Below are 21,266 nucleotides of genomic sequence, written 5' to 3'. Positions count from 1 at the left end.
TTTCTTCAAGTTGATGGACGCAGACGGGCGTCGCATACATCACATAAAGATATCTTTATATCAGTCAAGCGTTGAGGCCGCCACAGTGACGGAACGGCGCGGACAATGTCGAAAATGCCATCGAAGCTGCTAACGCTTCATTGGCCTTAACCGCTCCTAAACCAGAAAATTGTTCCTTTCTGTGAACAAGCGCCGGCAGCAGCTATGCTCCCGCGCAAGTGTGTGTGTTCAAAAGAGTATTGCGTAGTGACGACCCCTTGGCGTAGCGCCGTCCGTGCCATCTGTCTGGCCGCCCTGGTTGCCCCCATGCTGGCCGCCTGCGCCACTGGCGGAGGACTCGGTGCCACCGTCAAGCGCGCCGCCTTTACCTCCAGCGAATATGGCGTCGCCGTTTCGCCGCGCGTCACCAGCAATCCCAATCCGCCCAGGGGCGGCGGACGCTATCAGGTCGGCAAGCCCTATACGGTGCGCGGCAAGACCTATGTGCCCCAGCACGATCCGACTTACGCCGCCGCCGGTACTGCGTCCTGGTACGGCTCCGATTTTCACGGCCGCCGCACCGCCAATGGCGAGATTTTCTCTGCCAACGCGATCACCGCTGCCCATCCGACCTTGCCGCTGCCGTCCTATGTGCGCGTGACCAATACAGACAATGGTCGCTCGCTCGTCGTGCGCGTCAATGATCGCGGCCCCTATGTCTCGGGCCGCATCATCGACTTGTCGCATCAGGCGGCCGCCATGCTGGGCTATGTCAACAAGGGCTCGGCCAATGTTCGTGTCGAATATGTCGGCCAGGCCCCGCTCGAGGGCGACGATACCCGCACGCTCGTGGCCAGCTACAATGGCCCTGCCGATTACGACACCGGCCCGACCCGCGTCGCCAGCTCCGGCAGCCAGAGCAATCGCAGCCTTGTCGGCATGACCACCAGTTTCTTCACCGGGCTTTTCTCTTATTCCCCCCAGCAGGCCGAGGCCGATATCGGCTCTGCGCATGCAGCCGTCAACGCCATGGCCGAAGGCAATGCCGATCTGGCAGAGTGGGCAGCTTCCGTCGACGCCGACAGCCGCGCCATCACCATGGGGCTCGGCACTTTCGCCGATCCGGCAAATGCCGTGGCGCTGGCGCAGGAATTCGCGGTGCTTGGCGCCGTCAGCGAGGAGTTGGTCACGGTCAATGGTGCTCCCGCCACGCGCCTCACGCTGACCTGGCTCAAGCCCGGCGCCACGGTGGACGATGCCCGTCAGCTCGCGCAAGAACTTGGCCTGACTGACACAATTCTCTATTAGTAGAGGAAGAAACATCGTGCCGGGCCTTAGCGTTGTCCGGCCCGAAGGTGCGAGGGGAACGCCCGTGAGAGTGCTGTTTGCTATTGCTGCCTTTCTGGCTCTGGCCAGTCAGGTCCTCGCCCAGGCAGAATTCGATACCAAGGCGAAGTTCGCCGTGCTGATGGACTACGAGTCCGGCACCGTCATCTATCAGAAAGATGCCGACAGCGCTCTCGAGCCCGCCTCCATGGCCAAGCTGATGACGCTGGCGGTGGTGTTCAACGAGATCAGGGCAGGGCGGGTCAGCCTCGATGACGAGTTCTTCGTCTCCGAGCATGCCTGGCGCACCGGTGGCGCCTCTTCGGGCGGCTCGACCATGTTTGCCGATCTCAACTCCCAGATCCGGGTGGAAGACCTCATCCGCTCGGTGATCATCCAGTCCGGCAATGACGCGGCCATCATCCTCGCCGAAGGGATCGCCGGCTCCGAGGGCACCTTTGCCGTCATGATGAACGAGCTGGCCCAACAGATCGGGCTCGAAGGCTCCTATTTCACCAATCCGACCGGCCTGCCGGACCCGGATATGTATTCGAGCGCGCGCGACCTCGCGGCGCTTGGCCGCTATCTCATCGAGCAGTTCCCGGAATACTACCACTACTTCTCCGAACCCGAGATGGAGTGGAACGGCATCAACCAGGCCAATCGCAATTCGCTCGTTGAAATGGGCATCGGTGTCGACGGCCTCAAGACCGGCCATACGGAAGCCGCCGGTTACGGGTCGGTGACCTCCACCGACCAGGGCGATCGCCGGCTCATTGCTGTCGTTCATGGCCTCACCTCGATGCGCGAACGCACCGAGGAAGCAAGAAAGCTGCTCACCTGGGGCGCGCGCGCCTTCGAGCGCTTCACCCCCTATGCCGAGGGGCAGGTCGTGGCTCATGCCAATGTCTATGGTGGTGCCTCGGCCACCGTGCCGCTGGTGGGTGACGGCGAGATCGCCCTCTACCTGCCGCGCGGGTCGCGCCAGTGCCTCAGCGCCACCATTAATTATTCGGCTCCGATCATGCCGCCGGTCACCCAGGGTGATCGGATTGCCGAGCTGCGGGTCTATTGCAACGACCAGCTCGTTCAGTCTGCTCCGCTCTATGCCGGCGAAACCGTCACCCAAGGCGACCTCGTCCGCCGCGCAACCGATGCACTGAAGCAGTTGGCATTAGGCTGGCTTTGAGCTGTCCCGGAGGGCAAATCGCTCCAGTGGAGCGATTTGAAGCGAAAAGGCCATGAGAGCTATGCTCGAATGGCGGGCAGAGCCGGCAGGCAAATAGCGCGCGGCTCCTTCCCACCCTCCCCCTTGAGGGGAGGGTAGTAAAGCTGGGCGCGAAGCGCACTAGCGGGACTAGGGTGGGGGTGTGGGACGCCGGAAATTCGGTGTCCATCCCACCCCCCACCACCAGGCCGCCCTCGGACTTGATCCGAGGGCCACTCACGACAGTCCGGGACCTTGCAGCAACTTCGCGGGTCAAGCCCGAGGACGGCCAGATTGAGCCCGGTAAATCACTCCCATCTTTCGCCATTCATCCATGTAACCTAAAAGGTATTCGGTCCAAGGAATCGCCTGCCCATGCTCGAAGCGCCCAATCGACGGCCAGCCCGTTTCATTACCTTTGAAGGCGGCGAGGGCGTCGGCAAATCCACGCAGGTCCGGCGGCTGCTCAACAATCTGGCCGATCACGCCGTCGAAGCGGTGCGCACACGTGAGCCGGGCGGCACGCCCAAGGCGGAAGCCATCCGCTCCTTCATCCTGCAAGGCCGCTCCGAGGCCTGGGGGGCCGGTGCCGAGGCTGTCCTCTTCGCGGCGGCGCGCCTCGACCATGTCAACCAGCTCATCGCGCCGAACCTGGCCAAAGGCACCTGGGTCATTTCCGACCGCTTCTGCGACTCGACGCGCGCCTATCAGGGCCTGACCGGCGGTGTCGATGATCGCCTCATCGATGCGCTCGAGACCCTCGCGCTTGACGGCCACACGCCTGATCTGACCATTGTCCTCGACATGGACCCAGCCGTCGCCTTCAAGCGCGTCGAGCAACGTGCCGTCGAGGACGGGCTTCAGCTCACCGGCGACCGCTTCGAAAAGGAAGAACTCGACTGGCACCAGCGGCTGCGCGAGAATTTCCTCGATATCGCCGCCCGCAATGCCGATCGTTGCGTCGTCATCTCGGCCGAACAGGATGAGGCCCGGCTCGAAGCCGCCATCTGGGAAGTCGTCAGCGGCCGCTTTCCAGAATTGCAGACCGGTTCGGTTTCGTGACCGATCCATCTGCCCTTCCGGACCTGCCGCTGCCCGAGCAGCGCCAGTCCGCCATAGGCCACGACGCCACCCGTAGCGCCGTGCTTGCGCAGCTTGCCGATCGTCGTCTGCCCGGCGCAATCATGCTGCACGGCCCACAGGGTATTGGAAAAGCCACCCTGGCCTTCGAACTGGCCGTGGCCATCCTCACCGCGACCGGCGACGAGAGTCAGCACCGTGTGAGCGAGCAGGTGGCCGCCATGGCCCATCCCAATCTCTCCGTGCTGCGGCGGCGTCCCAAGGATGCCAAGGGCTATTATTCCGTCATCCGGGTGGAAGACGTGCGCGAGCTGCGCGACGGCCTCCACCATACGCGCGGCCGCACCGGGCACCGCATCGCCATTCTGGATGCCATCGACGACTGCAATCCCAATGCTGCGAACGCGCTCCTCAAGACGCTCGAAGAGCCGCCCGCTGACACGACCTTCCTGCTGATCTCCCACCGGCCGGGCCAGTTGCTGCCCACCATCCGCTCGCGCTGCCACAACCTCGCCCTGCGCCCGTTAAGTAACGACCAGATTGCCGATGTCGTCACGGCGAGCCTCCCCGAGCTTGACGGTGCTGCACTCGATCGCGCCATCCAGCTTTCCGGCGGCCGGCCACGGCGCGCCTTCGAAACGCTTGCGCTCGGCGAAAACTCGCCCGTAGGCGCCTTGCAACTCTGGTTGCGGCAGCCCGAAGCCGCTCCCATTGCCGCGGAACTGCAACTCGCCGACGCCTTGGGCGGCGATGCGCAGGGGCCGGACATGTCCTTTGCCCGGGAAATTCTCAATGACTGGCTGGCTACGGAGATGCGCGAGGCCGCCATGCAGCCGGGCGCGCGCAGGCGTCTTGCCTCTGCCACGGACCTATGGGAGAAGGCGGGCGCACTTCTTGGCGAAGCCGACAGCGTCAACCTCGATATGAAGCAGACGCTGGTGGTGATCTTCGACGCCATCAGGAAGCACTGCGCCCTCAATGCCAATCCCGTCGAGCCAGCATGACCGCCAAGCCCTTCTACGTCACCACCGCGATTTCCTATCCCAATGGCGCCCCACATATCGGCCACGCCTATGAGATGATCGCGACCGACGCCATTGCGCGCTGGAAGCGGCTGGAGGGCAGGGAGGTCTACTTCCTTACCGGCACCGACGAGCACGGCATCAAGATGGTGCAGACGGCAGCCAAGGAAGGTATTCCGGTCCGCGAACTGGCCGATCGCAATGCCGGCGAATTCCGCAGGCTCGCCGCCGCGCTGAACCTGTCTAACGACGACTTCATCCGCACCACCGAACAGCGGCACCACGACGCTTCGCAGGCCATCTGGAAGAAGATGGAGGCCAGCCACAACGGTGACATCTTCCAGTCCACCTACAAGGGTTGGTATTCGGTGCGCGACGAGGCCTATTTCGACGAGGCCGAACTGACCGAGAAGGATGGCAAGCGCTTTGCCCCCTCGGGCGCCGGGGTCGAATGGGTTGAGGAGCCGACCTACTTCTTCCGCCTTTCGGCCTATCAGCAGAAGCTTCTCGATCTCTACGAAGCCAACCCCGATTTCATTGCGCCCAAAGAGCGTCGCAACGAGATCATTTCCTTCGTCAAGGGCGGCCTGCAGGATCTCTCGATCTCCCGCACCACCTTCGACTGGGGCATACCGGTTCCGGGAGCCGAAGGCCACGTCATGTATGTCTGGGTCGACGCCCTGACCAATTACATCACCGGCGTCGGCTATCCGGACGAAAATTCCGAGCTCTTCAAGAAGTTCTGGCCGGCCGACCTCCATGTCATCGGCAAGGACATCATCCGCTTCCACACCGTCTACTGGCCCGCATTCCTGATGAGCGCCGGCCTAGACGTGCAGCATCGCGTCTTCGCTCACGGCTTCCTCACCGTCGACGGCCAGAAGATGAGCAAGTCGCTGGGTAACGTCATCGACCCGTTCGAGCTGATCGAGACTTTCGGTCCTGATGCGGTGCGGTACTTCTTCCTGCGCGAAGTCTCCTTCGGCAACGATGGCGACTATTCCAACGAAAAGCTGGTCAACCGCGTCAATGCCGACCTGGCCAACAACCTTGGCAACCTGGCGCAGCGGTCGCTCTCGATGATCAACAAGAACTGCGACGCCAGGGTGCCGGAGCCGGGCCCCCTGACCGATGGGGACAATGCCATCATCGCCGAAGTCACCGAGGCGCTCACGGCCGCCCAGAAGGCCATGGACCAGCAGTTGATCCACGAGGCCACCGGCGCGATCATTGCCGCGCTGAGCTCGGCCAACAACTATTTTGCCGCGCAGGAACCCTGGGCGCTGAAGAAGACCGATCCGGCGCGCATGGCCACCGTGCTCTACGTCACCGCCGACACCGTTCGTCGTCTTGCCATCCCGATGCAGGCCTTCGTTCCGGCCTCCGCAGCGCGGCTTCTCGACCAGATCGGCGTGCCGGATGACCAGAGGACGCTTGAAGCGGCGCTTGGCGCTAACAGTCTGCTAGCAAATTCCGAGCTGCCGGCACCCCAGGGCGTTTTTGCACGCGTCGAAAAGCCGGCCGAATGACATGCTGATCGACAGCCACTGCCATCTCGATTTCGAAGCCCTGTCTGCCGATCTCGACGGGGTTTTCGCTCGCGCCGCGGCCGCCGGCGTGGTTGGCATGGTGACGATTTCCACACGTGTGGAAAACTTCTCCACCTATGCCGGCCTCGCGGAACGTTATGCGAACGTCTGGTGCTCGGTCGGCACCCATCCGCACAATGCGCATGAGGAGCTGCATGTCACGACGGATGAACTTGTCCGACTAAGTGCCCATCCACGCTGCGTTGCCATCGGCGAAGCCGGCCTCGATTATTTCTATGACAACGCCCCGCGCGAGGCCCAGGCCACAGGGCTCCGGCGCCATATAGCCGCCGCCCGCGTCACCAGTCTTCCACTGGTTATCCACAGCCGGCAGGCAGATGACGACATGGCCAAGATCCTCGAGGAAGAGAGCGGGCAGGGGGCTTTCCCCTTCGTCCTGCACTGCTTCACTGCCGGTATGGATCTGGCGCAGCGCGCGCTCGCTCTGGGCGGCTACATCTCCTTTTCCGGCATCGTGACATTCAAAAATGCCCAGGAAATCCAAGACGTTGCCCGTATCGTGCCGGCGGATCGCTACCTCGTGGAGACCGACGCGCCATACCTGGCGCCGATCCCGCATCGCGGCCAGTCCAACGAACCGAGCTTTGTCCGCCATACCGCACAGAAACTCGCGGAAATCCGGGGAATTTCGCTCGAACAGATCGGCACTGAATCGACGGCAAACTTCGGCCGCTTGTTCTCAAAAACCGGCTTGAAATAGCGCCATGGCCCAGCCGGACCGGATCATCGCGACCATTCTGGGATGCGGATCATCCGGCGGCGTGCCACGCATCGGCAATGTCTGGGGCGCCTGCGACCCGCACGAACCGCGCAATCGCCGCCGCCGCTGCGCGCTACTGATAGAAGCCTGGACAGACGGAATAGCTGAGCCCACGCGGGTGCTTATCGATACCGGGGCCGACCTGCGTGAACAGTTGCTCGATGCCCAGGTCGATCGGGTCGACGCCGTACTCTATACGCATGAACATGCCGACCACATCCATGGCATCGACGATTTGCGGGTCTTGGCGCTGCACAACCGCCGTCGTGTCGACGTCTATTTCACACCCGAATGCGGCGAGCGGCTCTACGCATCCTTCGGCTACTGCTTTTCGACGCCATCAGGCAGTTCCTATCCGCCCATCCTCAATGCCCACGAAATCCTTGATGGCCAGACGCTGACTATAGATGGGCCGGGCGGCCCACTCGATGTCCTGGGCTTCAGCCTCGTGCATGGCGACATCAATGCAATGGGCTTCCGCATTGGCGGGCTGGCCTATACGCCGGACCTGTCATCCGTGCCGACCAGCGCCAGTGATGCGCTGACCGGTCTCGATACATGGATCGTCGATGCCTTGCGGCCGACGCCGCATCCCAGCCATCTGAGCCTGCCGGAAACGCTCGACCTCATCGAACGCTTCGCGCCGCGCCAGGCCGTGCTGACCAACATGCATATCGACCTCGACTACCATCGCACCGACGCCGAGACGCCGGGCAACGTCACGCCAGCCTTTGACGGCATGCAAATCGACGTCCTGACCGGGCGTGTGCTGAACCGCTGAAGTTATCCTCGGCAGAGACTGCTGCGTTAAACTACCGGCGGCACACCACATTCCGTGCAATTCCCAGCATATAAAAGTTCCATAATCTGTATTATGCGAAATATGGATTGCCGGTGGCGAGCGGCTGCGCGTTCGTCTTTTGGCCGGTCGGCCTACTCCCCTGGTCGCTTCTCCCGCATGCTTTGCTAAGGTGAGCGCAGCGATTCCGAGGACCGTCCGATGCAGCCTTCCCGAGACATTTCCCGTCTGATCGAGATCATGGCCGCGCTGCGCAATCCAGATGGCGGTTGCCCTTGGGACCTCGAACAGGATTTCCGCTCTATCCGTCACTACACGATCGAAGAAGCCTATGAAGTGGCCGACGCCATCGAGCGCGAGGATTTTGGCGATCTTCGCGAAGAACTCGGCGATCTGCTGCTGCAGCCGATTTATCACGCGCAGATGGCCAAGGAAGCCGGCCACTTCGATATTGGCGACGTCGTGCTGGCCATCACCGAAAAGCTGATCCGTCGGCATCCGCATGTCTTTGGCGACGTGACGGCAGATGGCGCCAGCGACGCGCAGGACCGCTGGGAAGCGATCAAGGTCGCCGAACGGGCCGCAAAGGCCGAACGCAAAGGCGAAGCCGAGCCCTCCATTCTCGACGATGTCCCGCAGGTTCTCCCCGCTCTCGCTCGCGCCGAAAAGTTGACCAAGCGCGCCGCCAAGGTGGGTTTCGATTGGCCGGACTTGGTGTCCGTGCGCGCCAAGGTGGTTGAGGAGCTCGACGAGGTCGTCGAAGCGGAGGCTTCGGGAAATCAGGCAGCGGTACAGGAAGAAATCGGCGACCTGCTGTTCGCCGTGGCCAATCTCGCGCGCAAGGCCGGTGTCGACCCTGAGGCGGCGCTGCGCGACGCCAATGCCAAATTCACCCGCCGCTTCCACTATGTCGAGGCCCGCTGCCGCGAGGACGGCATCGAACCCGCATCGGCTGGGCTCCAGCGACTGGATGGCTACTGGAACGAAATTCGCAGCCGCGACAAATCTTAGAGGTCGGAAAGCTCGATCCTGCCGTTGAAGCGTTCGAGGAAAGCCGTCTTGTGACGCGGATCGACGCGGACCACGAAATCCTGGCCCTTCTCACTGGCATCCCGCGAAATCACTTCGGAATGGCTATGCAGCCAGCCGATATCGGCCCCGGCACTGTGCGGAACGTGGACGTGATACGTCCGCGCCTTTTCGCCCAGGGACTTTTCGACCAGGTCGAGCAGCTCCTCGATGCCCTGCCCGGTATGTGCCGAAACCGGCATGGTGGCGAGAACCTTGCCCGCCGGCGCCGCCGAAGCAAGCGACAGGCCTGGCTCTTCGAGCAGGTCGATCTTGTTCCAAACCTCGATGATTGGCGTGGATTCCGACGAGACGCCCAGCTCGTCGAGTACGGTCAGCACATCCTGCGCCTGTGCGGCATGGTCGGGGTTGGCGATATCGCGGACGTGCAGGATGATGTCGGCATCCACGACTTCTTCCAGGGTAGCGCGGAACGCGGCCACCAGGTCATGCGGCAAGTCGGCCACGAAGCCAACGGTGTCGCTCAGCATGACCTCTCGGCCATGCGGCAACTCCACCTTGCGCACGGTTGTGTCCAGGGTGGCAAAAAGCAAGTCCTCGGCAAACACCCCTGCACCGGTCAACCTGTTAAACAGGCTCGACTTTCCAGCATTCGTGTAACCGACCAGCGCCACAACCGGAATGGCCGCGCGGGTGCGCTGAGCGCGTTGCTGCGCACGCGTCTTCTTGACCTTTTCCAACCGGTCCTCGAGCAGCACGATGTGCTCGGTGATCTGCCGCCGGTCGCTTTCGATCTGCGTTTCGCCCGGGCCGCCCATGAAGCCGGTGCCACCGCTGCCGCGTTGGCGTTCGAGGTGGGTCCAGGAGCGCACCAGACGCCCTTTCTGGTAATTGAGATGCGCGAGTTCGACCTGCAGCACGCCTTCACGCGTGGCGGCCCGCTCGCCGAAGATTTCGAGGATGAGAGCGGTACGGTCGAGCACCTTCGTGCCGGTTTCGCGCTCGAGATTGCGCTGCTGGATCGGCGTCAGCGCCGCATCGACGAGCACCAGTTCGATGTTCTCAGCCTTTACCTTGGTGGCAAGGGCTTCGACATGCCCGGCCCCGATATAAGTGGCCGGACGGATTTCGCGGACTTTCACGACGTCCGAAAACACCACGTCGAGGCGAATGGCCTCGGCCAGGCCTTCGAACTCGGCCTGACGCGCCTCGATGCTGTGATAGGAAGATTTGCCGCGCACGTCGGGACAGACGAGCCCGGTTCGCGTCGGCTGTTCCTGCCGGTCGATATAGGGCTTCGGGCCGCCCGGATGGGCGCCCGCCTCGTCGTCAAAATCGTCCATGTACGCCGTCAGTCGTGATCGTTGTTCTGCTCGGGGTCGAACAGTTGGATCGGCGCGCCGGGCATGATGGTGGAGATGGCGTGCTTATAAACCAGTTGCGACTGCGCGTCACGGCGCAACAGCAAGCAGAAATTGTCGAACCAGGTGATCACGCCCTGCAATTTCACACCGTTCACCAGGAAAATGGTGACCGGGACTTTCTGCTTGCGAACGTGATTGAGGAAGGAATCCTGAAGGTTTTGCTGCTTCTCGCTGGGCATTTAGGCCTCTTTGCCGCGGCTTTTATTGTCGCTGTTTTATTCGCAATGACTTGCGTCCGGACCCGCAAGGACTGCCGCCCAGCCCCAAAGCCCGAATAATCATATGAAAGCACTATGGCACAGTTGTAGCGGACTGCCTACCCGCCCTCATCGCATGGCTGTGACGCTTTTTCATAACATTTTCAGAGGCCCAGGGACTTGATTTTTCGATGCAGCGCGCTGCGCTCCATGCCGACGAATTCGGCAGTCTTGGAGATATTGCCGCCGAACCGCTCGATCTGCGCCAGCAGATACTGCCGCTCAAACACTTCTCGCGCATCCCGCAAGGGCAGGCTCATCAGGTGAGCCGACGAATCTGTGTCTCCCACTGTGGGCAGCACCTCGCCGATATCGGAAGGCAGCATGGCTGCGGTGATGACGCCGTTTTCGGGCTGCTGGTCCTTCATCAGGATCAGCAGGCGCTCCAGCGAGTTGCGGAGCTGGCGCGCATTGCCGGGCCATTCCTGAGCCTGCAAGACGGCCATTGCGTCGTCGCCCACTGCCAGGCGCTGCAGGTTGTGCATGCGGCACACCTGCTCAATGAACACCGACACCAGGGGCGGCACATCCTCGCGGCGCTCCCGGAGCGGGGTCAGCGGCAAGGGAACGATGGAAAGCCGATGGAAAAGATCGGACCGGAACTCGCCGGCATCCACCTGTGCAGCCACATTCTGCGAGCTGGACGAAATGATGCGGACGTCGATCGGCACTGCCTGGCTGCCGCCCACGCGGTTGAACCGGTTCTCGACGAGGGTGCGCAGCAGGGCCGCCTGCACCTGCTGCGGCAGGGTCGTCACCTCGGAGAGGTAGAGCGTGCCGCCATGAGCGCGCTCCAGTGCTCCGACCTCGACCTTGAGCAGGCCGGTCTTGTCCCGGGCCTCACGGCCAAACAGCACGACCGGCACTTCGTCCGGCGCGTACAGCGAGGCGTTGATCTCGACAAAGGGGGCATTCGCGCGCGGGCTGCGCTGGTGAATCTGGCGGGCAACCAGGCCCTTGCCGGCGCCCGATGGACCGGAGATGAAGATGCGCGAATTGGTCGGCGCGGATTTCTCGATAATGCCGCGGATCTGCTGCAGGGCGGGCGACGTGCCCACCATGTCGGCGCTCTTGCTGGCCGACCGTTCCTTGAGTTCGGCCACCTCGCTGCGGAGACGCGTCGCCTCCATCGCCCGCTGCGTCACATGGAGGAGACGGTCGATCTTGAACGGCTTCTCGATATAGTCATAGGCGCCCCTGCGGATCGCCGACACCGCCGTTTCGACATTGCCGTGGCCCGAAATCATCACCACGGGCATGTCCGGATGCTGGTTCTGGAACACATCGAGCAGTTGCAGCCCGTCGAGGCGGGAGCCCTGCATCCAGATATCGAGAAACACCAGGCTCGGCCGACGCCGCGCGATCTCGTTGAGGCCGCTGTCGGCGTCATGCGCCTGGCGGGCTTCGTAGCCCTCGTCCTCGAGGATGCCCGCGATCAGGTCGCGGATGTCGTCCTCGTCGTCAATGATCAGAATATCCAGTGCCATTACTTACGAACAACCGCAGGAAAATGCGGCTCCTCCTCTTGGGCAGCATTGTCTTCCGCGGGAGCGGATTCTGCCTCGGTGGTACTCAATGCAGGGGAATGCAGAGGGAGGGTGAAAGTGACGCAAGCGCCCACCCTGCCCTGCGGATCGGGGTCCGCGTCGATCAGCTCGACGATGCCCCCATGCTGCTCGATGATGCGGGCGACGATTGCCAGCCCCAGCCCGGTGCCCTTTTCCCGGGTCGTCATATAGGGCTCCAGCAGACGCTGGCGGTTTTCGGCCGGCCAGCCCCTGCCATTGTCCGACACGGACACGCGGGCATGATTGCCCTCGACATGCGCCTCGACGGTGATGGTCGGCTGCCACTCACCCGACAACGACATGCCCTCGAATGCTTCGACTGCATTCTTTATGAGATTGGTCAGCGACTGCGACACCAGCCGTCCATCGAACCACGCAACGATGGATTCTTCGGGCAGCAGTGTCACGATGGTGACCTCGGGCAGGCGGACGCTTTCGAGGAACACCGCCTGGCGGATCGTATCGCTGAGATCGCCGGTTTCCGGCGCCGATTCCGGCATGCGCGCAAAGGCCGAGAACTCGTCTACCATGCGCCCGATGTCGCCCACCTGCCGCACGATGGTGTTGATGCACTTGTCGAAGACATCGCGATCGTCCTCGAGCTTGCTGCCATAGCGACGGCGCAGGCGCTCGGCCGAAAGCTGGATGGGTGTCAGAGGGTTCTTGATTTCATGCGCGATGCGTCGCGCCACGTCCGCCCAGGCGCTGGTGCGCTGGGCCGATTCAAGGTCGGTAATGTCGTCGAAGGTCAGAACATAGCCCTTGGACTCGGTGATCGAGCCTTCCCGGGTGAGCTGCACCTGGTAGATGCGGCGGTTGGTTTCGTTGCCGAGCTGGATCTGATCGCGCACCTGCCCGCGGCGGGCCGATCGGGCCTTTTCGAGGGTGGGGCCGATCTCGGACATGATCTGGTCCATCGGCTCGCCCATGAGCTCGATTTCCGTCTTGCCCAGCATTTCGCACGCACGCGCGTTGACGAGCGTGACGGCACCATAGGGGTCGAGGCCGATAATGCCGGCTGACACGCCCTCCACCACCGCCTCGGTGAACTGGCGGCGCTTTTCGTTGACTTCATTGGCCTTGAGTAGGTCCAGCCGCTGGGTCTTGAGCTGCTGGGTCATGCGGTTGAAGCCGTTCGAGAGGTCGCGCAGGTCGCCCCTGCCCTCCTGCACCGGCACCTGCACGTCGAGATCGCCCGAACTCACGCGCCGCGAGGCAATCATCAGGTTTCGGATCGGATCGACGAAGCGGTTGGCCAGGGCAATGCCGACCCAGAGCGCCGCCAGCAGCAGCACCACCGCGAGGCCCACATACATGATCGTGAAGGTGATCTGGAACACCAGCCGGTTGGACGCATATTCCCGGTACTCGGTGATGTTCTCGTCGGTCAGCCGCATATATTCGAGCACTTCGGCATCGACCGGTCGCGCCACGAAAAGATAGGTCTCGTCATAGCCGCGCAGCTTGATTACCGAGCCCACGAACTGCGTCGCACCCGGCGCAATGGGCGTTGGAATGCCTTCCACGACCCCGTCGGTTACCCCGGCAGGAAGTTTTGGAAACGATCCGCCGACATTGATCTGGGCGCGCATCAGCGTTTCGCCCTCGCGATTGATCAGTGACGTGAATGGCAGCGACCGGGTGACGGCCAGGGCGGTCAGGATGCGCTCGAACCGTTCCGGCTCGTCCTCATAGGTGCCGCGAGCCTGCTCCAGTTCCGTGGCGACCCAGATGATATCGTCGCGCAGCACCTGCGCGTGTTCGAGCATGTAGGACCGCGCCACGAGACGCGAGCTCTCGACCATTGCCCGAGTCCGCTCGGAGAACCATTGATCGAGGCCCTGATTGAGCGCCACGGTGGCAACCACGGCGACCAGCGCCGCCGGCACGGCCGCCACGAAGGCGAACATCGCCACCATGCGCACCTGAAGACCTGCGCCGGGCTCGCTCCGCAGGCGCGCCTGGAACAACAACACAGCCTCGGTCACCACTAGCGCGATCACCAGCAGCACCAGCACGCCCGTGACGATCCAGATAATGGTCCAGGCCAAAGGCGATGGTTCGATCGCCGTGATGCCCGAGACCATCAGGAAGGACACGGAGGACATCAGCACCGAAGCAAAAACGATGACAAATCCGAGAACGCGCAGCGACTGATTCTGCCGCATGTGCGAAATCGTATAGCGGCCGCGCCTGGCTTCAGGCGCGGATTCGCTCAGTCGTTCATCGTTGGCCGAGACCAAGTCCGCCATGAAATGCCTAGTTTCCTTCGCTTTGGCGACAATGTCGCGCACGCTGAGTGACCCGCCCGGCTGCCCGCTGGAGGGTGCAGCACGGGCAGGAAAGCGAAGCCTGACCCAATTCGGCCGACCCTTCAACATAAATGTTGCCAAAATGTGACACTCCATGACGAGGAGAAAACGGCCGGTGGGCCGTTTTCAGCCATGGAGGCCTGGAGAGCTACGCCCGCCGGGCACGAATTCCCGGACCATTAAGGCAGGCCGCGCCAATGAACCCCACGCTCTCGGCGCGCCGAACCATGACCGATCTCGCTGGACAACCACCGTGACAAAGGCGCAACTGGAGCAATCCCGCCCGCCGAGTCCCTCCCTGTGTCCGCGCCCGCCCCCGCCCGTGTCGAAACCGCCAGCCTGGCCGGCATGGCCCTCGGCATCGGCGCCTATACCCTGTTCTCGGTTCATGACGCCATGATCAAGGGCGTCATCACCGCCCTGCCCGCCGCCCAAATTCTTCTTGTGCGCGGCCTTGTCGTCGTCGTCCTCTGCGTGCTCATCGGGCGCCGCAAGGTCGTGAAGGACCTCCTCAAATCCCGCAACCTCGTTCTCATCTTGGGACGCGGCCTTATGACCTTGGCCGCCTGGGTCATGTATTACAGCGCCGGCCGCGAGCTGCAGCTCGCCGAGATGACGACGCTCTACTATGTCGCGCCGATCATGACGACCATCCTGGCGGTCGTCTTCCTCAAGGAGCAGCTGAATCTGGCACGTGTCGGCGGGGCCGCCATCGGATTTTTTGGCGTGGTGGTCGCGGCCAACCCGAGCGGCTTCGTATTGGACTGGCCGGTGCTGATGGTCCTGGGTGCAGCCTTTTGCTGGGCCGTGGCGATGATCTTCATGCGCACGATCTCCAGGAGTGACGGGACGCTGGTCCAGGTCCTGGCGCAGAACCTCATCCATGTCGCCTTGATGAGCGTGCTCGTCTTGCCGGCATGGCAGGGTATGAGCATGACCGAGTGGGCGCTTTGCGTCGCTGCGGGCCTTGTCGGCGGCATGGGCCAGTTCACTCTGGTGGAAGCGGCGCGGCAGGTACCCGCAAGCGTCCTGGGCACCGTCGAATACGGCGCCCTGATCTGGAGCTTTATCTTCGGCTATCTGTTCTGGGGCGAAATGCCGGCGACGACCGTTTATGTCGGCGCCTTCCTCGTCGTGGCAGCGGGGTTGACCCTGGCGCTCAGCGAGCACCGCAACCGCCGCGAGATCGTCGACGCGCCCTAGCCGCCGCGGCGGCTGTGCTTGACGATCTCGATCGAGTGGGTCCGGATCTTCTTGCGCAGTGTATTGCGGTTGAGGCCCAACAGGTCCGCTGCCTTGATCTGGTTGCCGCCACAGGCATTGAGCGCCATGGCGATCAGAGGCGCCTCGACCTTGTCGATAACCCGTTGATACATGCCGTTCGGCGGCAGGTTCGGTTCGTATTCCCGAAGCAATTGGCCAACATGGGTTTCTACGGCCATGGAGATATCCATGGGCCCGGCGGCCGTGCTGACCGAAGGCCGGTCAACGATATTGAGCTCGTTCTGGACGATTTCCGCGGAAATCTGCTCGTCGGCATAGAGCGCCGACAACCGCCGCACGAGGTTTTCCAACTCGCGGATATTGCCCGGCCAACTGTAGTTCTGCATCAGCTTGATGGCGTCGGCCGAAATGGTCTTGGATGGCTCGCCCTCGCGCTGCGCCAGGCGCAGGAAGTGCTGCACCAGGTCGGTGATATCGTCGATGCGCTCGCGGAGCGGCGGCAGGCGGATCGGCACGACATTGAGGCGATAATAGAGATCCTCGCGGAACAGGCCCTGCCGGATCATCTGGCTGAGATCGCGGTGCGTAGCCGCGACGATGCGCACATTGGTCTTGATGGCACTGCGGCCACCCACCATCGTGTACTCGCCCTCCTGCAGCACGCGGAGCAATCGGGTCTGGGCGTCCATGGGCATGTCGCCGATCTCGTCCAGGAACAGCGTGCCGCCCTCGGCCTGTTCGAACCGGCCCGACGAGCGGGTATTGGCGCCGGTAAAGGCGCCCTTTTCGTGCCCGAACAGCTCGGCTTCGATCAGGTCACGCGGAATTGCGGCCATGTTGATGGCGACGAACGGGCCATTGCGGCGCTTGCCGAAGTCATGCAGGGCCCGGGCCACCAGCTCCTTGCCGGTGCCGCTTTCGCCGGTGATCATGACTGTGAGATCGGTCTGCATCAGCCGCGCCAGGGCGCGGTAGATGTCCTGCATGGCGGTCGAGCGACCCACCAGCGGCATGGTCTCGCCGGGTTCCTCGGTCTTGCGCTCGGCATTGTTCGGCTTTTTGGCGTCGGCCAGGGCCCGCGCCACCACCGACAGCACCTCGGTGATGTCGAATGGCTTGGGCAGATACTCATAGGCGCCCACTTCGGAGGCCCGGATGGCCGTCATGAAGGTGTTCTGCGCGCTCATCACGATCATCGGCAGCTCCGGGCGGAGCTTCTTGATCTTCGGCATCACCTCGAAGGCATTGCCGTCGGGCATGGCCACGTCGGTGATGAGGATATCCCCCTCCCCGCGGCTCACCCAGTTCCACATGGTCGAGATATTGCCCGTCGGGCGCACTTCGTAGCCGGCCCGCGTCAGCGCCTGGTTGAGCACCATGCGGATTGCGGCATCGTCGTCGGCAAGCAGAACCACATGGCTCATAGGGGCGAGACCTCTTCGGCGTCGGCGGGAGTCTGGAAGGCACCGCTGGCCACCGGCAGCAGGATGCGGAAACGGGTGCGGCCGGGGCGGCTGTCACAGTCGATGACGCCGCCATGGTCGCCCACGATCTTGGCGACGAGCGCAAGGCCGAGGCCGGAGCCATTGGTCTTGGTGGTTACGAAGGGATCGAACAGGAAGGGCAGGATGTCGGGCGGCACGCCCGGACCATTGTCCTCGATGACGATCTCTAGCGGCAACGAGATACGCTCGGCCACGCCGGCTACGCTGATGCGGATACCGGGACGGAATGCTGTGGTCAGCTTGATTTCCGGTTTTGGTGTCCGTTCAAGCGCTTCCGAGGCATTCTTGATGAGATTGAGGAATATCTGGATCAACTGGTCGCGGTTGCCGAAGACCGGCGGCAGCGACGGATCGTATTCCTCGTGAAAGGTGATGCCGCGCGCCACGCCATTGCGCGCCAAGAGCTTAACGCGGTCGAGCACGACGTGGATGTTGATCGGCTCGCGCTCCATCGGACGCTCATCGCCGAATACCTCCACCCGGTCGATCAGGTGAACGATGCGGTCGGTCTCTTCGCGGATCAACCTCGCCAGCGGCACTTCGTCCGCGGCGATGGTCTGTTCGAGCAGTTGCGCCGCGCCGCGTATGCCGGACAGCGGGTTCTTGATTTCGTGAGCTAGCATGGACGCCAAGCCCGTCACCGAACGCGCCGCGCCGCGCGATACCATCTGCCGATCGATCTTGTCGGCCATGGTCCGTTCCTGGATCAGCACGGCGACGCGCCCATCGGTATCGGAAATCGGGGTGGCGAAGACGTCGGCAATGCGCTCATCTCCAAAGCGGGACGAGCCGACCCGGACCCGATATTCGGTCATCGGCGCACGGCGCTGCGACACGGTTTCGACCAGCGAGATGATCGGCGAGCCAAAGGCGATCAGGTCGTCGAGGGTTTGCCGCGTGAGCACGCTCATCGACCCGCCGAAGAAGGCCTCGGCGGCATAATTGACGAACTGGATGCCGCGCTTTTCGTCGAGCACCAGGATCGGTTGCGGCAGCGCCTGCAGCACGGCCCGTGCCGGGAGCGAATCCACATCCATCAGAACGGCAGAACTCACGCCGCACTCCTCCAGTCACCGGAAAACAGGGTGCCGATCAGCGACAGCACCGATTTGGTATCTTCATTGTCGAGCAGGGCGCGGCGGGTCGGCTTGTCGAGGTTCAGCGCTGCCGCTTCTGCGTACCAGTCGAGATGCTTGCGCGCGGCTCGCAGCCCCACTTCGGTGCCGTAATCGACCAGCATGTCCTCGTAATGCTGCTGCACCAGTTCGGCGAGATCTGCTCCCTCCGGCGCGGCGGGACCATCTTTGCCCGCAAGCCCGGCGCCGATCTGCCCGACGCGCCAGGGCTGGCCCTGCGCGCCACGGCCCAGCATGACGGCAGCCGCACCCGACTGTTCGAGCGCCTGCCGGGCCGAGGCGAGATCGATGATGTCGCCGTTGACGACCACCGGCACGTCGACGGCCTCAACAACCTCGCGCACCGGCGCCCAGCGGGCTGTGCCCTTGTAGAATTGCTGCCGCGTTCGGCCATGCACGGTGATCATCTGCGCGCCGGCACCCACGGCAAGCTGCGCGATCTGCGGCGCGTTGAGGCTCTCGTCATCCCAGCCCAGGCGCATCTTGATGGTGACGGGCTTGCTGGTTGCCCCCGCTACGGCCTCCACGATGGCGAGAGCCTGGTCCGGCACGCGCATCAGCGCCGAGCCGGCATATCCATTGGTGACGCGCTTTGCGGGGCATCCGAAATTGATGTCGATGATGTCGGCGCCCGCCGCCTCGGCAATCCGGGCGCCCTCGGCCATCCATTGGGTTTCGCAGCCGGCCAATTGTACTACATGGGGGAGCGACCCGGCCCGGGTGAGCTTGCGCACCATGCCTTCATGGCCGGTCGTCAGGGCTGAACTGGCGACCATTTCGGACACGACGAGGCCCGCGCCGAAGCGCTCGGCGATCTCGCGGAACGTCCGATCGGTGATCCCCGCCATCGGTGCCAGAAACGCGCGATTGCGTATTTCATGCCCTCCGATGCTCAATGCACAGGCACTGACGTCCAACGAACTGCCCCAGAAATGTTCACTTCTACAATGGTGCCCGCACAATAATCATTTTCATTGCCCGCGCAACCGCTTCAGGGGGTCGCAGATGCGGAAATCAGCCCTGCTCTTGCCGCATGGCGGGACCGGGGCTAGACCCTATCCGAATGACGGTTTCTGCTTCGAAGTCCCAGCCCATGCCTCCAAAATCCATCGCCGTCATCATCGTCGCAGCCGGCAAGGGCGAGCGCGCCGGCGCGGACGGCAATGCCGAGCCGAAGCAGTACAGGGCCATCGCGGGCACGCCAGTCCTCGCGCGCACCATTGCCGGCTTCCTTGCCCATGATCGGATCACCTATGTCCTGCCGGTCATCCATGCCGACCATGCCGACCGCTACGACGCTCTCGGCCTCGAAAACGCGCGGCTGATGCAGCCCGTGCATGGCGGGGCGACGCGCCAGGCTTCGGTGCTGGAAGGCCTCAAAATCCTCGCGCCACTGCGCCCGGATCGGGTGCTGATCCAAGACGCGGCCCGGCCCTTTGTTTCGCCCGACCTCATCGAACGTGTCCTTGCCGGGCTCGATCGGCACGATGGCGCCCTGCCCACCTTGCCCGTCACCGACACGATCAAGCGCTCCCTGGATGGAGAACTCGTGGCGACCACCGAGGACCGCCGGCAACTCTTCGCCGCCCAGACGCCGCAAGGCTTCCGCTTCGGGCAGATCTTCTCGGCCCATATGCGCGCCGGCAATGTGCGACGGGAATTCACCGATGATGCCGAGATCGCCGAATGGGCCGGCCTGCGCGTCGCCATGGTCGAGGGCGACCGCAACAATATCAAGATCACCCATCCCGAGGACTTTATCCGTGCCGAGCGCATCCTGATGGCAGACCAAGGTTTTGAAACCCGCATCGGCACGGGCTACGACGTCCACCCCTTCGCCGCGGGCGATGCCGTCTGGCTCTGCGGGGTCAAAATCCCGCACACGGCCAAGCTGCAGGGTCATTCCGACGCCGACGTCGCCCTGCACGCATTGACCGATGCCATACTGGGCGCCATCGGCGAGGGCGATATCGGCACGCATTTCCCGCCCAGCGACATGCAGTGGAAGGGCGCGGCCTCCACCGTCTTTCTCCGCCATGCGGGCGAACTGGTGAAAGAGCGCCGCGGCCGCATCGTCAATCTGGACGTGACAATTGTCGCGGAAGCGCCGAGGATTGCTTCTCACGTCCCTGCCATGTGTGCCGCCATAGCCGAAACTCTGGGGATTTCGGCGGAGCGCGTGGCCGTCAAGGCGACGACAAATGAAAAGCTCGGATTTATCGGGCGGGAGGAAGGTATCGTGTCCATGGCCAGCGCCAGCGTGGAAGTGCCGAGGACTGATTGATGGCATCCAAGGCGAAACCTTCAGTTGGCCAGCAGATCATCAGCATCCTGGCCGAGCGTAACCAGAACATCGTGACGGCCGAGAGCTGCACCGGCGGATTGATCGCCTCGGCGCTGACCGACATTCCAGGCGCCTCCGCCGCCGTCTATGGCGGCTACATCACCTATGCCAATTCGGCCAAGTCGCGGATGATCCAGGTACAGTCGCGGCTGATCGCCGACTATGGGGCGGTGAGCAACCAGGTCGCCCGCGCCATGGCCGATGGCGCCCGCAATACCGCCCATGCGGATTTTGCCGTGGCGGCTACCGGCATTGCCGGCCCCGATGGCGGCAGCGAGAAAAAGCCGGTCGGCCTCGTCTATGTGGCGGTATCGTCGGAACTGGCCACCGTCGTCATCGAGTACCGCTTCGGTGACCTCGGACGCGACGCCATCCGCCGCGCAACGGTGGACGCGGCGCTGGACCTGGTGCTGCAAGTGCTGACGAGCGACGACACCTAGCGTCAAAGTATCCTCCGCAGCGCCGGGGCATGTCGAAGCGTCGGACGGTCAGGAGACCTCCGGCTTTGCGGTCGTTGATGGTGCCCCGAGACGGCTTTCGTCCCTGAGGACTAGCTTTATGAGACGCAAGACGTCTCGGGGCGTCGGGCATGCTTGCAGGGAGTTTCACCAGGGGGGCATTACTGCCACGAACCCATCTCCGGACACAGGCTCCATAACGATTCAGAGCCCTCCCGACTGTCAC

At 63.2% G+C, this 21,266-nt stretch carries 18 protein-coding genes; 11 read left to right on the top strand and 7 right to left on the bottom strand.

The window, feature by feature from the left end; translation table 11 throughout:
* Positions 1 to 246 precede the first annotated feature (246 nt).
* The 8 genes from JEQ47_RS21010 (at position 247) to mazG (ending at position 8,794) form a co-directional block, all read left to right on the top strand.
* The gene (locus JEQ47_RS21010; RefSeq protein WP_328768365.1) at positions 247 to 1,287 is read left to right on the top strand and encodes a septal ring lytic transglycosylase RlpA family protein; all 1,041 of its coding nucleotides are present in this window, start codon (positions 247 to 249) and stop codon (positions 1,285 to 1,287) included.
* Positions 1,288 to 1,351: 64 nt separating this feature from the next.
* Complete coding sequence (locus JEQ47_RS06565; RefSeq protein WP_328768363.1) at positions 1,352 to 2,494, top strand: D-alanyl-D-alanine carboxypeptidase family protein; 1,143 nt, start codon at positions 1,352 to 1,354, stop codon at positions 2,492 to 2,494.
* Between the two features lie 393 nt (positions 2,495 to 2,887).
* On the top strand, positions 2,888 to 3,574 hold the full coding sequence (gene tmk, locus JEQ47_RS06560) for a dTMP kinase (RefSeq protein ID WP_198875547.1): 687 nt from the start codon (positions 2,888 to 2,890) through the stop codon (positions 3,572 to 3,574).
* A complete protein-coding gene (locus JEQ47_RS06555) occupies positions 3,571 to 4,596 on the top strand; it encodes a DNA polymerase III delta subunit-related protein (RefSeq protein WP_198875546.1) in 1,026 nt (341 codons plus the stop codon). Before tmk ends, JEQ47_RS06555 begins: the two co-directional genes overlap by 4 nt.
* Positions 4,593 to 6,143 (top strand): methionine--tRNA ligase, encoded by a 1,551-nt coding sequence (metG, locus tag JEQ47_RS06550; RefSeq protein ID WP_198875545.1) that lies wholly within the window; start codon positions 4,593 to 4,595, stop codon positions 6,141 to 6,143. Before JEQ47_RS06555 ends, metG begins: the two co-directional genes overlap by 4 nt.
* Position 6,144: 1 nt before the next feature.
* The gene (locus JEQ47_RS06545; protein ID WP_198875544.1) at positions 6,145 to 6,924 is read left to right on the top strand and encodes a TatD family hydrolase; all 780 of its coding nucleotides are present in this window, start codon (positions 6,145 to 6,147) and stop codon (positions 6,922 to 6,924) included.
* A 4-nt stretch (positions 6,925 to 6,928) separates the two neighbouring features.
* Complete coding sequence (locus tag JEQ47_RS06540) at positions 6,929 to 7,765, top strand: MBL fold metallo-hydrolase (RefSeq protein ID WP_198875543.1); 837 nt, start codon at positions 6,929 to 6,931, stop codon at positions 7,763 to 7,765.
* A 219-nt stretch (positions 7,766 to 7,984) separates the two neighbouring features.
* Positions 7,985 to 8,794, top strand: a complete 810-nt coding sequence (gene mazG, locus JEQ47_RS06535; RefSeq protein WP_198875542.1) for a nucleoside triphosphate pyrophosphohydrolase — start codon at positions 7,985 to 7,987, stop codon at positions 8,792 to 8,794.
* Here mazG and hflX read toward each other — a convergent pair.
* The 4 genes from hflX to JEQ47_RS06515 form a co-directional block, all read right to left on the bottom strand.
* Positions 8,791 to 10,155 (bottom strand): GTPase HflX, encoded by a 1,365-nt coding sequence (gene hflX, locus JEQ47_RS06530; protein WP_198875541.1) that lies wholly within the window; start codon positions 10,153 to 10,155, stop codon positions 8,791 to 8,793. The two genes, mazG and hflX, sit on opposite strands and share 4 nt — an antisense overlap.
* Before the next feature lie 8 nt (positions 10,156 to 10,163).
* Positions 10,164 to 10,415 (bottom strand): RNA chaperone Hfq, encoded by a 252-nt coding sequence (gene hfq / locus JEQ47_RS06525; RefSeq protein ID WP_035078721.1) that lies wholly within the window; start codon positions 10,413 to 10,415, stop codon positions 10,164 to 10,166.
* Between the two features lie 182 nt (positions 10,416 to 10,597).
* Positions 10,598 to 11,980, bottom strand: a complete 1,383-nt coding sequence (ntrX, locus tag JEQ47_RS06520) for a nitrogen assimilation response regulator NtrX (protein WP_198875540.1) — start codon at positions 11,978 to 11,980, stop codon at positions 10,598 to 10,600.
* On the bottom strand, positions 11,980 to 14,313 hold the full coding sequence (locus JEQ47_RS06515; RefSeq protein ID WP_198875539.1) for a sensor histidine kinase: 2,334 nt from the start codon (positions 14,311 to 14,313) through the stop codon (positions 11,980 to 11,982). The genes ntrX and JEQ47_RS06515 overlap by 1 nt, the downstream gene beginning before the upstream one ends.
* Positions 14,314 to 14,673: 360 nt before the next feature.
* On the opposite strand from JEQ47_RS06515, the gene JEQ47_RS06510 reads away from it, so the two are divergent.
* A complete protein-coding gene (locus JEQ47_RS06510) occupies positions 14,674 to 15,576 on the top strand; it encodes a DMT family transporter (RefSeq protein WP_198875538.1) in 903 nt (300 codons plus the stop codon).
* On the opposite strand, the gene ntrC is transcribed toward JEQ47_RS06510, so the two are convergent.
* From ntrC to dusB, 3 genes are read right to left on the bottom strand one after another with little or no spacing between them, the layout of a single operon-like run.
* The gene (ntrC, locus tag JEQ47_RS06505; RefSeq protein ID WP_198875537.1) at positions 15,573 to 17,021 is read right to left on the bottom strand and encodes a nitrogen regulation protein NR(I); all 1,449 of its coding nucleotides are present in this window, start codon (positions 17,019 to 17,021) and stop codon (positions 15,573 to 15,575) included. The genes JEQ47_RS06510 and ntrC overlap by 4 nt on opposite strands.
* Positions 17,018 to 18,139, bottom strand: coding sequence for a two-component system sensor histidine kinase NtrB (locus JEQ47_RS06500; RefSeq protein WP_198875748.1), 1,122 nt, complete (start codon positions 18,137 to 18,139; stop codon positions 17,018 to 17,020). The genes ntrC and JEQ47_RS06500 overlap by 4 nt, the downstream gene beginning before the upstream one ends.
* Before the next feature lie 14 nt (positions 18,140 to 18,153).
* Positions 18,154 to 19,134 carry a tRNA dihydrouridine synthase DusB gene (dusB, locus tag JEQ47_RS06495; protein WP_268905702.1) on the bottom strand — a complete coding sequence of 327 codons (981 nt, stop codon included), beginning with the start codon at positions 19,132 to 19,134 and terminating at the stop codon, positions 18,154 to 18,156.
* A 167-nt stretch (positions 19,135 to 19,301) separates the two neighbouring features.
* On the opposite strand from dusB, the gene JEQ47_RS06490 reads away from it, so the two are divergent.
* A complete protein-coding gene (locus JEQ47_RS06490) occupies positions 19,302 to 20,522 on the top strand; it encodes a bifunctional 2-C-methyl-D-erythritol 4-phosphate cytidylyltransferase/2-C-methyl-D-erythritol 2,4-cyclodiphosphate synthase (RefSeq protein WP_236020660.1) in 1,221 nt (406 codons plus the stop codon).
* Positions 20,522 to 21,022, top strand: coding sequence for a CinA family protein (locus tag JEQ47_RS06485; protein WP_198875535.1), 501 nt, complete (start codon positions 20,522 to 20,524; stop codon positions 21,020 to 21,022). The genes JEQ47_RS06490 and JEQ47_RS06485 overlap by 1 nt, the downstream gene beginning before the upstream one ends.
* The last annotated feature ends 244 nt before the right edge of the window (positions 21,023 to 21,266 follow it).

This window comes from Devosia sediminis (assembly GCF_016411825.1).
Lineage (GTDB): Bacteria > Pseudomonadota > Alphaproteobacteria > Rhizobiales > Devosiaceae > Devosia > Devosia sediminis.
The sequence above is the reverse complement of the archived record's forward strand: the minus strand, read 5'-3'. Positions and strand labels throughout refer to the sequence as shown.

What these genes read in the sequence shown, in the direction of transcription:
- tmk (WP_198875547.1), top strand. Translation starts at nt 2,888, where the DNA reads ATGCTCGAAGCGCCCAATCGACGGCCAGCCCGTTTCATTACCTTTGAA.
- metG (WP_198875545.1), top strand. Translation starts at nt 4,593, where the DNA reads ATGACCGCCAAGCCCTTCTACGTCACCACCGCGATTTCCTATCCCAAT.
- JEQ47_RS06545 (WP_198875544.1), top strand. Translation starts at nt 6,145, where the DNA reads ATGCTGATCGACAGCCACTGCCATCTCGATTTCGAAGCCCTGTCTGCC.
- JEQ47_RS06540 (WP_198875543.1), top strand. Translation starts at nt 6,929, where the DNA reads ATGGCCCAGCCGGACCGGATCATCGCGACCATTCTGGGATGCGGATCA.
- mazG (WP_198875542.1), top strand. Translation starts at nt 7,985, where the DNA reads ATGCAGCCTTCCCGAGACATTTCCCGTCTGATCGAGATCATGGCCGCG.
- hflX (WP_198875541.1), bottom strand. Translation starts at nt 10,155, where the DNA reads ATGGACGATTTTGACGACGAGGCGGGCGCCCATCCGGGCGGCCCGAAG.
- hfq (WP_035078721.1), bottom strand. Translation starts at nt 10,415, where the DNA reads ATGCCCAGCGAGAAGCAGCAAAACCTTCAGGATTCCTTCCTCAATCAC.
- ntrX (WP_198875540.1), bottom strand. Translation starts at nt 11,980, where the DNA reads ATGGCACTGGATATTCTGATCATTGACGACGAGGACGACATCCGCGAC.
- JEQ47_RS06515 (WP_198875539.1), bottom strand. Translation starts at nt 14,313, where the DNA reads ATGGCGGACTTGGTCTCGGCCAACGATGAACGACTGAGCGAATCCGCG.
- ntrC (WP_198875537.1), bottom strand. Translation starts at nt 17,021, where the DNA reads ATGAGCCATGTGGTTCTGCTTGCCGACGACGATGCCGCAATCCGCATG.
- JEQ47_RS06500 (WP_198875748.1), bottom strand. Translation starts at nt 18,139, where the DNA reads ATGGATGTGGATTCGCTCCCGGCACGGGCCGTGCTGCAGGCGCTGCCG.
- JEQ47_RS06490 (WP_236020660.1), top strand. Translation starts at nt 19,302, where the DNA reads ATGACGGTTTCTGCTTCGAAGTCCCAGCCCATGCCTCCAAAATCCATC.
- JEQ47_RS06485 (WP_198875535.1), top strand. Translation starts at nt 20,522, where the DNA reads ATGGCATCCAAGGCGAAACCTTCAGTTGGCCAGCAGATCATCAGCATC.